Below are 12,977 nucleotides of genomic sequence, written 5' to 3'. Positions count from 1 at the left end.
GTCAAATCCTCTCCCCCTCTCCCCTTCCCCCTCTCCCCTTCCCCCTCTCCCCTTCCCCCTCTCCCCTTCCCCCTCTCCCCTTCTCCCTCTCGAACATAGCAGCAGCTTACTCAGGGGCCACCCACTTTTGAACCCCCGCCACAATGATTTCTAATTCAGCGATCATTTTCCTAGCCCCCTCCCAATCCTTTGATTCGGCAAGACTTTGAAGCCGATCGGCCATCTCGGGCATTAACCGCACCGCCGCCGTAGCACTGACACCTTTAATTTGATGCGCGCGACGGGCCAATGTCTGGACATCTCCCGAGGCTAGCGCCCCCTTAGCGGCTTCTAAATAGTTGCCAGTATCCACCACAAAAGCTTGCAGTATTTCCCGCTCAAACTCTAAATCAGCGCCCGCAATTTCGTGCAAACGTGCTACATCGACTAAAGATTGAATATCCTCGGCAGAGTTTTTGAGTTCCTCGCCATTCAACTTTGGACTGGCAATTTTTAACTGGGCCGACCAATTTTCTAGTACAGATTTTAACTTTTCGAGGGCAATAGGTTTGCTAATATAATCGTCCATGCCCGCCGCCAGACACTTTTCGCGATCGCCCTTCAAAGCACTAGCCGTCATCGCAATCACCACCGTCTTTTGGTGTGCCTCCATCGAACCAGCAGCAGCCTTTGCCGCTTCCAGGCGGCGCAATTCCAGCGTGGCTTCGTAACCGTCCAAAACCGGCATCTGACAGTCCATCAACACAATGTCATACTTTTTGATAGCAACCATCGAGAGCGCTTCTGCGCCGTTATTGGCGACATCCGCCGCGCATCCCAAAACTCTGAGTTGATTCAGACCAACTTTTTGATTGATCGGAGTATCTTCAACTAACAAAACCTTTAAGTTCGCTAACTCCCGGTTATCAATAACTGAGGCTTCCTTGGACGTTGGATTTGCCACCGGCCCATCGATCGCCGCACCCGGGGCGATCGCATTCACCAAGCAACCAAACAGCCGATGAGCTTTCACAGGTTTAGTTAAATAACCGCTAAAACCGCTATTTACCAAGCGTTTCGCCTCCGATATCTGAGTAATTGAAGTCAGCACCACCCACTTTGTATGCTGCATTGCCGGCTCAGAAACGATCGAGCCTTCCAGACTTCCGGCCACCATTTCCGGCAACTGAATATCAACCAAAACAATATCGTAAGGGCAATTAACGCTGACAGCTTTGTACAGAGATGCGATCGCCATCCAACCGTTATCAACCTCCTCAACTTCCATTCCCCACCCAACAGCCATTCTCAGCAGCATTTTTCGCACTGTCGGCTTATCGCTAGCAACTAACATTTTTCGCCCCGCCAGCACCGTTTGCAAATTCACTTCGCACGCCGTCCCTACAGCCGTTAAATTTTCCTCGACTGCCGGCACAGTAAACCAAAAAGTCGAGCCTCTGCCAGGGGTACTTTCCACACCGATTTTACCCCCAATTAACTCCACTAACTGCTTACAAATAGCCAGACCCAAACCTGTGCCACCGTACTTTCTCGTCGTAGAAGCATCAACTTGAGTAAAAGATTGAAATAGCTTTTTTTGGTCTTCTTGAGCAATCCCGATTCCTGTATCTGTGACTTTAAAAAGCAGGACTTTCGAGCCATTGCTTCCGATTTTTAACGGTTGGATATTCTCTCTAACTTTCTGGTCGTCGCTTGCTGCCAATAACCCCCGATCGCCAAGAGAAACCTCAATTACCACTTCTCCTGCTTCTGTAAACTTAATAGCATTGTTGATCAAATTAGTGAGTATTTGCCGCAACCGCGCTGCATCGCCTCTAATTTGCAGCGGCACGTCGCTGTCAATCAGCGCCACCAATTCTAGACCTTTTTCTTGTGCGGGATTTGCCAACAAATCCAGCACTTCATCTAGACAGATACTGAGGTTAAATTCGATTGTTTCTAAGCGCATTTCTCCTGCTTCGAGTTTGGATAGATCGAGAATATCGTTAATGATGGACAGCAAATTTTGGCTGCTGAGTTTCAGCGTCTGCACAAAGTCTATCTGTTCGGGAGTAAGATTCGTTTTCAGCAGCAAATCAGTCATCCCCATCACTCCATTCATCGGAGTGCGGATTTCGTGACTCATATTTGCTAAAAATAGCGACTTCATTCGAGATGCTTCCAGGGCCGCTTCTCGGGCCTGCTGCGCTTGTTCAAACAAAGTGGATTGCTGAATGGCGATCGCCAACTGCACGCTCAACCTTCCCAGCAAATCCACCTCAGAATCAGTCCAAACGCGCGGAACCCTGCACTGATGGGCAATCAGCAATCCCCACAACCGATTTTGACTCGTTTCCAAACTCCTTCCCGGCGGCGCTATTCGAGTTGCCGGCGAATATTCTCTTGCCAACTCCTGACTTTCATCGCCTATAAAAATGGGTACAACTAAATTAGCCCTTACCTGCAAACTAGCAAGTAAATCTAGGTGTCTTTCACTCAAACTGGCAGTATAAATATCTGCCATTGCTTGAATTTTTCCGGCGCTGTACAGTGATACATAACTTTCCCCAAAGGATGTTATTGGAACTTCTCTGCCCAGCAGCGGCATCCAATCATTCCCTACAGATTCCACAACAGCAATCGCTGTTTCCTCGGAATCAAAACGATAAATTACCGTGCGGTCAGTTTTCAGCAACTGTCGCACTTCTTGTACAGCAGTGCTCAGAGTTTGAGTGAGGTTGAGAGACTGCCGGACTCGCTGGGCGATCGCCGAAACCAGCCGTTCTTGTTCTGCTTGTTCCCGCAGCTTTCTCTCAGCTTGCTTGCGTTTGGTGACATCGCGAATTACCGCAGCCAAGCACAGCGGTTCGCTGCTTTGAGGGTGCTTGACCAGAAAAGCATTGATCGCAACATCAATGCGTCTTCCGCCGTGCAAGTGCTGCATTTGACCTTCTCCTTGCCACTGGCCCTGACTGATAATTATTGGCAAAATCTCTCGAGTGAATTTTTGTTTAAAAGTTTGGCCGATATAATCCCATATCTCCGTATAAAGCTCTTCCGAAATATTCTCTAAACCCACCATTTTTCGTCCGGCTTCGTTGAGAAACAGCGTTTTGCCTTCCAGGGTAGCCATACCGATAAAATCGCTGCTGTTTTCAATCAGCGACACAAATTTTTGCCGTTCTTCTTCTTCTTTTTTCCGTTCGGTAATGTCGCGCTTGACGCAGACGTGACAAATTACATCGTCGGCCTTGTTAATCACAGAGTATGCCGCAACATCGATCGCCAGCCTGCGGCCGCCTTTAGTGCAGTTAGTAATTTCGCCCCGAAAATTTCCAGTTTTCGCTAAACTTTTGGCAATTACCGAAAAGCACTCCCCCGCAACCAGCGGCGACCCTTGTGCTTCTAATTCCGCGTCTGTGTATTCTAGAAGCGTTTGGTGAGCGCGATTTTGTTCCAGGAAAAACCCGTCAGCATCGATAATGACGATCGCATCGTTGGAGTTTAAAAATATTTCTCGGTAAAGTAGGAGTTTTTCCTCAGCTCGCTTGCGTTCGGTGATGTCCCTGTTGACGCTTACGTAACAAACTACATTCCCAGCATCATTGAGAACCGCAAAAGCCGAAAGCTCCACCTCAACTGTTCCCTTTTGCAAAGCCTTAATAAAGGTCATTTCGCCTCGGTAACTCCCAGTTTCTGCCAAGCTTTGCATTACCGACGCAAATGCCTGTTCTCCCATCTGATATGCCGGGGTTTTTCCCCACAATTTCGACGCACAGTAACCCAGCAAAGCCGTGTGAGCTTGATTTGTTTCTAAGTAATAGCCTTGGGGGTCTAATATCGCGATCGCATCGTTGGATTTCAAAAAGATTTGTTGATAAAGTTGCAGCTTCAATTCAGCTTGTTTCCGGGCGCTAATATCCGTGAACAAGCCGTAGTAAACTATCTCCCCCGATGCTTGCAATTCTGGCTGGGAAGCTGCTTGCACCCATTTAAGTTTTCCCGACGGAGTGACAATTCTTCCTTCCCACCGCCAAGGCTGCAAACTTTCAGCAGAAAGCGTTAACGAGTTGAGAAAATCATCTCTATCTTCGGGATGAATCATGTCAACAATTACATTAATGTCCTGCCCAGCAGCCTCTGGCTCTATTTCATACAATTCTCGGCAGCCGGCGCTCACAAACGAGAAGGCCATCGAGCCGTCTGGATACAAGTCAATTTGATATACTGTACCCGGTACGCTAGCAGTAATTTTTTGCAGTTTGGCTTGGCTTTGATTCCTGGCTTCCTCTGTAGCCTGCAATTGAGAAATCTCCCGAGAAAAACCCAAAACCGCAAATATATTGCCCTCCGCATCGCATAGCGGCTGTTTTTGCGTGTCAAAGATGTGCTGTTTGCCGCCTTCAAAGAGGATCGCCTGGTAGGGATTGCGAACAATCTCCCCGGCCAGCACAGCTCGATCGTCCTCGCGGATACCCCTAAAGAGGCCGTTGCGATCGCCAAATACTAATTCTGCTGAAAATCCTAATTCAATATCATCTTTGCCGATAATTTCCTCAACATTTTTCCCCAAATATGCAGCAAAACTTTGATTTACAAAAATGTATCTAAAGTTTCTATCTTTCGCAAAAATTCTGTCCGGCGCACCGTCTATTAAAGCCCGCACCAATAGTTCTTGACTTTCCGCACCCCGAGCAAAATTATTTTTAGCTTGTCCTTTGACATTGGTCGTTTTAGCTGCTAAAATAATTAACGATTTGGCACAAATTTGAGCGACAGTGTGGAGCAAACAAAGGTGCTGAAAATTAAAAGCAGTTGCCTGCTCTGCACCAATGAAAAATACTCCTAACAATTCTTCACTTTCATCCGGGTTGGCTGGTGCCATCAAGATTGACTGAAACTGAGCAATTGGTGGGGGATCGATGTTGTGCGCCCAGTCCTGATTGCCAGCGATCCATTCAACGCGAGCTGCCTGCAAGCGCCCTTCAATTTCGGCTCTGGCGCTAGCAGTTAAGGGGTGTAAGTGTTGCAGGTATAGTCGTGAGTCCGGTAGCGTCAAAATTGCGATCGTCGCGCCAGGAATTAGGCGCGAGAGATGTGCCAAACACGCAGACCAAATTTCCTCAGCGCCAGCAGCGAGTTGTACTTTCTCCGTAAGTTCGTTGAGAACTTGCAGTTCCAAGGTACGCTGGCGGACTTTTGCTTTGAGGCTGGCGGCTAGGATTTGCATAGTGCTCACCACAAGGGTTTGCTTATATTATAATTATTGATTTTCAAAGTTTTGTAAACAATTATTTTAAAATACATCCGGCGAAAACACAACGGTTTTATATTTATATTACCTTCAACCGCTAAAAAAAAAGGCGCGATCGGGAGCAAAGAGACACTGCTCGATGCAAGCTCTCGCTCCCGCTGCGACAGACAGTTAACCTCACACCCAAACACAGATGCAAGCTGCCAACTTCCGTGGTCGAACTCAAAAAATTTTCGACCAAAGTTCAAACCATCAAATTCATCTCTAGAGTCAATCGAAAATCGAGAATCGAAAATCGATGGACGGTGAAACTACCCCATTAAAATCACGTTATCGATTACATGGATGACACCGTTATCCGCTTCGATATCCGCAGCGACAACAGTAGCATTTTTCACCTCAAAACCGTCAGAACAATCAATTTTAATCGGCGAACCTTCCAAGGAAGTAACAAAACCGAGTTTTGCCAAATCAGCTTTCATAAACTTGCCGGAGACGACATGAAACATCAAAATCCTAGTCAGTTGGGGAACGTTCTGCACTAGGGTTGTGATAGTTCCCGGCGGCAATTTCGCAAAAGCATCGTCATTGGGTGCAAAGACAGTAAAAGGGCCCGGGCTTTTGAGCGCGTCTACTAAATTAGCTACTTGCACGGCTGTTACCAGGGTTTGGAACGAACCCGCACCTACGGCAATATCAACAATATCAGGCATTGTGTTTTACCTCATCTGGGAAAAAAGTTATATTAAGTATTGTAAATTGAGGCGGGCAACAATACCTACTGTCTTTTTTGAAAAATTGGTAATTCTTTTGTAGTGAGGACTTCAATCCTCAGATTTTTGATGAGGACTTCAGTCCTCACTACAAACCTAATTAATAATATAGGACTTACGCATGGGGGTCCAGAAACCGGGTTTTTTACGAAAATACTTCGTTAAAACCCGCTGATTAGGTAAAAAACCCTGTTTCGAGGAGTCGGATTGCGTCCAGGGCTGTAATAGTTATTTTACCAGATATAATATTACTAACCGCTTGGCTATTTAACCGCGCGGTGCTTTTAAATTGCTACAAGACTGCTGGCGATTGTGATACCAGAACCTCTGTTTCTAAATCTGCTACTTCAGCATTTAGGTTTTCTCCCTTGTGAATGCTAAAACTGCCGTACAAAATTGAAATTTCAAAAATGTCTGTAGTAATCACCGCAGGCTTGCGGTGTTCGGGATCGCCTAAAGAAATTCCGAAAAATTCAGCTTCCAGTTCGCCCACTGCCTCTTCATCGTGTACAGTCCAACTGATATCGCGACAGTCTTTAAATGCCAGCATATAAGGCAATCTTTCTTCTGGATTGTAGACGCATTCAATTAATACTTCGTTTCCCCATAAAGATACGTTAATTTTTGTGATTAAAGATGTAAAACCACCCAATCCAAGCAAGTTATAGTCATCCTTCCAATCACTCATTTAATTTTTCTCCCGTATTGTGAGTACCTGGAATTAAATTACCAAATTCGTCTCTCGTCCGCAATAAATTACCATCTCTATCGAGACGCAAACCTTTGTTGATATTTCTTCCATCCGATCCATATTTCGGTGCAGGCGTTCTAATCACTTCACCGTTAGGACGGATCATTACTGTTGACTTATCAAAAAATTTATATGCAACATAACCATCTCTAGTAGTTCTGATTTCTGCACCCAATCCGCGCAAAAAGTCATCGACTTCTTGGCGAGTCATCCCCGTTAAATCTCCAAACTCAGATGCAATTCCATTTCCTCCCACTCCCTGACTCGGCACGCCAGTCTCCTCACCAACCATTGCTTATTGGAGTTTAGCACGGTTGGAAGGAAGAAGGAAGAAGGAAGAAGGAAGAAGGAAGTTCGGCAACGGATTGTGTAACGGATGTAACGGATGTAACGGATGTAACGGATGTAAAGGATAGAAGGAAGAAGGAAGTTCGGCAACGGATTGTGTAACGGATGTAACGGATGTAACGGATGTAACGGATGTAAAGGATAGAAGGAAGAAGGAAGAAGGAAGAAGGAAGAAGGAAGAAGGAAGGATGATTCCTCAAACTCGCAATCCCAATGCTTTTCGGCCCAATTATCAATTCCCAATGACCAATAATCAATTTCCAAAACAAATAGGGGGTGCCTTGCGCCCCCCCTACTAATTAACTAACTAAAGTAGCAAACAATTATTAGCCGCCGATTTGCACTTTCACCACGCGGTTCTTTTCCGCTTCTGCTTTGGGCAAAGTCAGGTTTAAAACTCCATTTTTGTACTCAGCTTCTACGCTGTCATTTTGAACCCGTGCGGGTAGGGGAATCACCCGGCGGAACGAACCGTAGCGGAACTCAGAGCGAGTCATGCCTTTATCTTCACTCTTAGATTCGTGACGGCGTTCGCCGCTGATAGCAACAGCTTCTGCGGTTACTTGTACGTCCAAATCCTTAGCTTCCATGCCCGGAATTTCTAACTTAAGGTGGATGGATTCGGGAGTTTCATCGAGTTCGGCGGCGGGTACAAAAGCAACACCGTTAGATGCGCGATCGGTTGCCGGTGTCAAGCTATCAAACAACCGATTCATTTCTCGCTGCAAGGAGTCCATTTCCCGCAAAGGTTCCCAACGAATAAGTGCCATAACTAATACCTCGACTATCTGAAGTTTTTAGGGGTTGAGAAATACTTGACTCAACTTGTATTTAATATATTCCAGCTCCCGAAACTGGGGGAGTCGGTTTTCCGCAAAAAGGCCGATCGCATTTCCGAACATTCGCGATCGGAATTGTAAAATCATCGCAGGTGCGGGTATCCGCTCCAACCCGAACCCAGCAATTTTAGATTTTAGATTCGAGCCAGGAATTCCCATCTAAAATCTAAAATCGCAGGTTCGATTAACTCCACCGCGAATGCTGATAAGAAGCGTAGGTATCAAACAAAGCACCGACCAAACCAAAAGTTAGGCCGATCACGAAAAAACCCTGGAGGGGACAGCCGCTGCCGAAAGTAGCTAAGAACTGCAAAATCAGGTCTTCTCCAGAACGACCAACTCCTTGGAGAGCAGGGACGAAGCCGATCAGCGAAAAGCTAGTCAATCCCGCGCCGATTAACAATATGGGGGCGACAAAGCTCAACAGGCTGGTCAGCAGTACAGAGCGAAGAAAATTGGGGAAAATGCTCATAAGAGTCAGTAAATTCAGCTAAACTGCCGAAAGGTGCAAGTAAACAAAACTTGTCCTTTTCTACGATAGGCAGCGATCGCCGTCAGTGGCCGGTTCTGTCAGAAATCTTAAATGTTATAGAAAAAACTTGTTTAAGATTTGTAGATAGATTTCATTTTTGGCAGTTGTTCTATACTCGAAATCCCCTTGAGCACCACTACATCTTCGAGCCTCAGTTTGTGGAGTCAGCGGTTGCTGGCAGCAACTTTATTGGGCGGCCAAGTCATGCTGCACTTGCTGAAGGGCAAAATTCACCGCCGCAACACCCTCGACCAAATGGCAGCAGTCGGTCCGGAATCTCTGCTGATTGCTTTGCTGACTGCGGGTTTTGTCGGCATGGTATTTACTATTCAGGTGGCGAGGGAGTTTATTAACCTCGGTGCCGGCAATGTCGTCGGTGGCGTTTTGGCTTTGTCTTTGACTCGCGAACTCGGCCCGGTCTTAACAGCCGTGATCGTGACGGGACGGGTAGGTTCGGCTTTTGCAGCGGAAATCGGCACGATGCAGGTAACAGAGCAGATAGATGCCCTGCTGATGCTCAGAACAGACCCGATCGACTATTTAGTAATTCCCCGCGTCCTTGCTTGCTGCTTGATGCTGCCAATTTTAACCATTATGTGTCTCGTCACCGGCATCGCCGGCGGACTGCTGATTGCTACGACGATGTACGGCATCTCTCAAAACGTGTTTTTAGAATCAGTCCGCAATTTCCTGAGTCTGTGGGATATTTGCAGCGCGGCTATTAAGGCTTTTGTGTTCGGTGGTTTGATTGCTGTAATTGGCACTAGCTGGGGTTTGACTACCACCGGCGGGGCAAAAGGCGTCGGTCAATCGACTACTACGGCGGTGGTGACGGCTTTACTGGCTATTTTTATTTTTAACTTTTTTATGACATGGCTGATGTTTCAGGGGACGGGCTCTAGCGTACTCAAAGGCTTGTAAGCTAGGAACAGATAAAATATGAATAATTGGCAACATTCGTTTACTACCCTTGATTTAAACCCGTGAATACAACTGCCTCTTCGACTGCGCCGACAAGTACGATCGAACTCGCTCCGAGTTATGCGCTTCCCCTAGTTTTGGTACTGGCCGCCGTACCGCTGCTGTTCGTGCAGAAGTGGGCGAGTTTGTCGGTTTCGCTGTTCGGCTTGTTTCTGATGTACCAAGCCGCCACCCTCCGGCTGCAATTTACCCCAACCGATTTGGACATTTATCGAATGTCCAAATTAATCCGCCGCTTTCCTTACCGAGAATGGCAAAATTGGCGGATATTGTGGCCCGCTGTGCCGATTTGGTTTTACTTCAAAGAAATTAACAGCATTCACTCTTTCCCGATTCTATTCGATCGTAAAATGCTACAGACCTGCTTAGAACAGCGCTGTCCCCGTCAAGACTAAAAAAGTTGTTAATTTTAAATTTTTAACTTTTCCGTGCCCCACGCCGAACAAAATTTCCCATGAATTCAGACGAATCTCCAACCCAAGAACCGCAAGCACAACCAGCCGCCCCAAGCGGTGACGGCGAAGTCGATTTACCTGTGAATGAGACGGAGTACCAACTTCTATCTCAAACACAGGATTTGTGGATCGACCAAAATGAGCTGCAAGCCCAACTCCCGCCAGAAACAGACCCGCCGCTGGGCGAGGAAGATGCCGAAATCGCCGACTTCGTGGCCGAAGCAGGCGCCCTCGCCGAAATCGGGCTCAACACCGACGATGGCGAATCAGAAAGTCCGATCGCTCAAATCGACCCTCCAGCAGACTCCCAGCCAACAGCAACCGCAGAAACGGTAACGCGCAGCGCAGAAAATGTTACCGAACAGTTGGCCCTGAGAGTCAAAAAATTGCAGCAGCAAGAACAAAATTTGACTGAAAAAATTGCCGCCTTGGAAGCCGAGAAAGCCAATGCTATAGAAGCGTTGGGCGAGGCTCAAGCATCGATCGGGCGTTTGGTACAAGACGGCTTGATTCAATTAGATCAGCGCAAACAAGCGCTGCAAATCGAAGTAGAAAAACTCGAACGCCGGCGCGATCGAATTCAAAAGGAAATGCGAACCACTTTTGCCGGCGTTTCCCAAGATTTGGCCATTCGGGTCCAGGGTTTCAAAGACTATCTAGTAGGCAGTTTGCAGGATTTGGCCGCTACGGCCGAACTCTTAGATTTGACGCCACCGGCGCAAGAGACACCCAAGCAAATTCCTGCTGAGGAGTCTCAATCCTCAGCACCGGTAAATCCCAAATTTGCCGAACAGGGATTTCAAGAACAAGCCAAACAAATTCGCCGCACCCTCGATCAATACCGCACTCTCCCCGACTACTACGGCCCGCCTTGGCAACTCCGCCGCACTTTTGAACCCATCCACGCGGAACGAGTTTCTAACTGGTTTTTCACCCAAGGAGGAAGGGGCGCTTTGCGGACTATGGGTTCGCGCTTGCAAAATATCTTGATTACTTCGACAATTATTTCTGTACTCAGAAGCGTCTACGGTGGACGGGTGCGGACTTTGGTACTCGCGAACAGTCCAGAACGTTTGGGAGAGTGGCGCCGGGGTTTGCAGGACTGTTTGGGCATTACTCGCAGCGATTTTGGCCCGGAAAGGGGGATTATTATGTTTGAGTCGGCGGAAGCTTTGGCTCAAAAAGCCGATCGACTGGTGAAAGATGGCAAATTGCCGCTAATTGTCATTGATGAAACTGAGGATTTAATTAGTTTGTCAATCCTGCAATTTCCGCTATGGCTGGCCTTTGCTGCCGATCCGCAAACTTTGATGGCTGCTAAGGATTTTTGATTGGGTAATTGGTAATTGGTAATTGGTAATTGGTAATTGGTAATTGCTAATTGCTAATTGCTAATTATGCTAGGGGAAAGGTTGCAAATTTTTAAAGTACACGAAATCTCAAATTAAAAAATGGCTAACTGGATAATTTTAAATGGCGCACTGTTAATAGCAGCTTATTTACTGGGTTCGATTCCAACTGGGTACGCCTTGGGGAAATGGATGCTGGGAATTGATATTCGAGAGGTTGGTTCGGGTTCGACGGGTGCGACTAACGTACTGAGGACTTTGGGGAAGTGGCCGGGGTTGGGGGTGTTGCTGGTTGACGTGTTGAAGGGGGTAAGTGCGATCGTCCTAATCCGCTACATTTACTCTCTCACTTTTACCGAGCAGCTAGCAACCGCAGCAGGTTTAGAAAATACTGCAACTCTCCTCCCTTGGATGGCAACTTTGGCGGGTTTCTCTGCTGTTTTGGGCCACAGCAAATCAATCTGGCTGGGGTTTACCGGCGGTAAATCTGTGGCTACGAGTTTGGGAGTTTTGCTCGGTTTGTACTGGCCAGTTGGTTTGGGAACTTTCGGAATTTTCGGGATAGTATTTGCGGTGTCGCGAATTGTCTCTTTGAGTTCAATTATTGGTGCGATTAGCGTGGCTGGATTGATGTTTGCTTTAAATCAGCCGCTAGCTTATGTATTGTTTGGAATTGCGGGCGGCGTATTTGTAATTGTGCGGCACCGCAGCAACATTCAGCGGCTTTTGAACGGTACTGAACCGAGGATTGGAGAGAAATTGGAAACAGCAGCTAGCGATCGATAATTCGTCCCATTCTCTCCCCAATATTCCATAAATAAACCCGCAATTTACTGTAAGTTAGCTGTCTCAAATCGGGCTTTTGTAGGATGTGTTGCAACGCATCCTCAAGCTGAGAATCCCTGAACTGAGATAATGCTGTTTTGGAGTTGACTGGGCGTTACACGATCGACAAACCCTATTAAATCTCCGGAACTCCTGACTTTGATGAGAGTCCCTGAAGTCACAACAGTAAAAGGAGTTAAATAAGTGGCTGGGAAGACAATGCGTTTCGCAGCTTCTGAAAAATCAAACTCTTCTAACACCTGCACATTTGTCAAGTTATCCAAAACTATATCGTTCACAGTCAAACCGCCTGCTAATCCAATCCGATCTAAACCGACTCGGAAAAATCTAATAGAATCGGCTTTATTGATATCAGTAACTCCTGACTCTAGTTGGAGGACGTATAAGTTACTTCCACTGGTTTCCGGCGAAGCACCACCACTATCCACACTTGACAAATAGTCTCGACCCAAACCTCCTATCAGAGTGTCATTCCCGTTACCGCTGTATAAAATATCATTGCCTCTCCCTCCCAATAAAATATCATCTCCTGCTCCACCGAGAAGCCAATCTGCATCTTGACCGCCCACCAAACTGTCATTTCCGTCCTGTCCCCACAGGACATCTTTCCCTCTTCCTCCCAATAAAGAATCGTTGCCAAAATATCCTAGTAGCGAATCTTCTCCGTCATTCCCAAATATTAACTCATTAGTTATCCCGCCGTATACTGTATCGTCACCTCCCAACATCCAAACTCCCGAAGGGAACTCAGCCGTATTTCGGAACAGTAAATCAGCGTATTCGGATCTATTGTCGCCAATTAATCGAGGCACTCCTGATGGATCTGTTTGTAAAGCCATAAAATATTTGGTTCCTAAAATCTCAGATGCC

12 protein-coding genes are annotated in these 12,977 nt (G+C 46.9%); 4 read left to right on the top strand and 8 right to left on the bottom strand.

The features are described from left to right. Positions 1-106: 106 nt before the first annotated feature. The 7 genes from QUB61_RS26085 to QUB61_RS26055 form a co-directional block, all read right to left on the bottom strand. A complete protein-coding gene (locus QUB61_RS26085; RefSeq protein ID WP_333132982.1) occupies positions 107-5,209 on the bottom strand; it encodes a PAS domain S-box protein in 5,103 nt (1,700 codons plus the stop codon). Between the two features lie 335 nt (positions 5,210-5,544). Then, positions 5,545-5,946, bottom strand: a complete 402-nt coding sequence (locus tag QUB61_RS26080; protein WP_015178455.1) for a fasciclin domain-containing protein — start codon at positions 5,944-5,946, stop codon at positions 5,545-5,547. A gap of 352 nt (positions 5,947-6,298) precedes the next feature. After that, positions 6,299-6,694, bottom strand: coding sequence for a hypothetical protein (locus QUB61_RS26075; protein ID WP_333132983.1), 396 nt, complete (start codon positions 6,692-6,694; stop codon positions 6,299-6,301). Next, on the bottom strand, positions 6,687-7,049 hold the full coding sequence (locus QUB61_RS26070; RefSeq protein ID WP_333132984.1) for a hypothetical protein: 363 nt from the start codon (positions 7,047-7,049) through the stop codon (positions 6,687-6,689). The genes QUB61_RS26075 and QUB61_RS26070 overlap by 8 nt, the downstream gene beginning before the upstream one ends. Positions 7,050-7,431: 382 nt before the next feature. Next, positions 7,432-7,875, bottom strand: coding sequence for an Hsp20/alpha crystallin family protein (locus tag QUB61_RS26065; protein WP_333132985.1), 444 nt, complete (start codon positions 7,873-7,875; stop codon positions 7,432-7,434). A 27-nt stretch (positions 7,876-7,902) separates the two neighbouring features. Continuing rightward, on the bottom strand, positions 7,903-8,103 hold the full coding sequence (locus tag QUB61_RS26060) for a hypothetical protein (RefSeq protein WP_333132986.1): 201 nt from the start codon (positions 8,101-8,103) through the stop codon (positions 7,903-7,905). A gap of 25 nt (positions 8,104-8,128) precedes the next feature. After that, the gene (locus tag QUB61_RS26055; RefSeq protein WP_333045095.1) at positions 8,129-8,416 is read right to left on the bottom strand and encodes a hypothetical protein; all 288 of its coding nucleotides are present in this window, start codon (positions 8,414-8,416) and stop codon (positions 8,129-8,131) included. 186 nt (positions 8,417-8,602) lie between these two features. Here QUB61_RS26055 and QUB61_RS26050 point away from each other — a divergent pair, with 186 nt between their 5' ends. The 4 genes from QUB61_RS26050 to plsY all read left to right on the top strand — a co-directional run bounded on the left by QUB61_RS26050 (position 8,603) and on the right by plsY (position 12,047). Beyond that, complete coding sequence (locus tag QUB61_RS26050; RefSeq protein ID WP_333132987.1) at positions 8,603-9,397, top strand: MlaE family lipid ABC transporter permease subunit; 795 nt, start codon at positions 8,603-8,605, stop codon at positions 9,395-9,397. Positions 9,398-9,459: 62 nt separating this feature from the next. Then, a complete protein-coding gene (locus QUB61_RS26045; RefSeq protein ID WP_333132988.1) occupies positions 9,460-9,852 on the top strand; it encodes a DUF3119 family protein in 393 nt (130 codons plus the stop codon). A 59-nt stretch (positions 9,853-9,911) separates the two neighbouring features. After that, positions 9,912-11,243 (top strand): DUF3086 domain-containing protein, encoded by a 1,332-nt coding sequence (locus QUB61_RS26040; protein WP_333132989.1) that lies wholly within the window; start codon positions 9,912-9,914, stop codon positions 11,241-11,243. Positions 11,244-11,363: 120 nt separating this feature from the next. Continuing rightward, positions 11,364-12,047: a glycerol-3-phosphate 1-O-acyltransferase PlsY gene (plsY, locus tag QUB61_RS26035; RefSeq protein ID WP_333132990.1), complete on the top strand. Its 684-nt coding sequence runs from the start codon at positions 11,364-11,366 to the stop codon at positions 12,045-12,047. 101 nt (positions 12,048-12,148) lie between these two features. Here plsY and QUB61_RS26030 read toward each other — a convergent pair whose 3' ends face one another. Next, positions 12,149-12,946, bottom strand: coding sequence for a calcium-binding protein (locus QUB61_RS26030; protein WP_333132991.1), 798 nt, complete (start codon positions 12,944-12,946; stop codon positions 12,149-12,151). Positions 12,947-12,977 lie beyond the last annotated feature (31 nt).

The organism is Microcoleus sp. C2D2 (genome assembly GCF_036702495.1).
Classification (GTDB): Bacteria; Cyanobacteriota; Cyanobacteriia; order Cyanobacteriales; family Microcoleaceae; genus Microcoleus.
This window is presented reverse-complemented; position numbering and strand designations above follow the sequence as displayed.

Excerpts from the sequence above, each read along its gene's own strand:
- QUB61_RS26085 (WP_333132982.1), bottom strand. The coding sequence starts at position 5,209 with ATGCAAATCCTAGCCGCCAGCCTCAAAGCAAAAGTCCGCCAGCGTACC.
- QUB61_RS26080 (WP_015178455.1), bottom strand. The coding sequence starts at position 5,946 with ATGCCTGATATTGTTGATATTGCCGTAGGTGCGGGTTCGTTCCAAACC.
- QUB61_RS26075 (WP_333132983.1), bottom strand. The coding sequence starts at position 6,694 with ATGAGTGATTGGAAGGATGACTATAACTTGCTTGGATTGGGTGGTTTT.
- QUB61_RS26070 (WP_333132984.1), bottom strand. The coding sequence starts at position 7,049 with ATGGTTGGTGAGGAGACTGGCGTGCCGAGTCAGGGAGTGGGAGGAAAT.
- QUB61_RS26065 (WP_333132985.1), bottom strand. The coding sequence starts at position 7,875 with ATGGCACTTATTCGTTGGGAACCTTTGCGGGAAATGGACTCCTTGCAG.
- QUB61_RS26060 (WP_333132986.1), bottom strand. The coding sequence starts at position 8,103 with ATGGGAATTCCTGGCTCGAATCTAAAATCTAAAATTGCTGGGTTCGGG.
- QUB61_RS26055 (WP_333045095.1), bottom strand. The coding sequence starts at position 8,416 with ATGAGCATTTTCCCCAATTTTCTTCGCTCTGTACTGCTGACCAGCCTG.
- QUB61_RS26040 (WP_333132989.1), top strand. The coding sequence starts at position 9,912 with ATGAATTCAGACGAATCTCCAACCCAAGAACCGCAAGCACAACCAGCC.
- plsY (WP_333132990.1), top strand. The coding sequence starts at position 11,364 with ATGGCTAACTGGATAATTTTAAATGGCGCACTGTTAATAGCAGCTTAT.
- QUB61_RS26030 (WP_333132991.1), bottom strand. The coding sequence starts at position 12,946 with ATGGCTTTACAAACAGATCCATCAGGAGTGCCTCGATTAATTGGCGAC.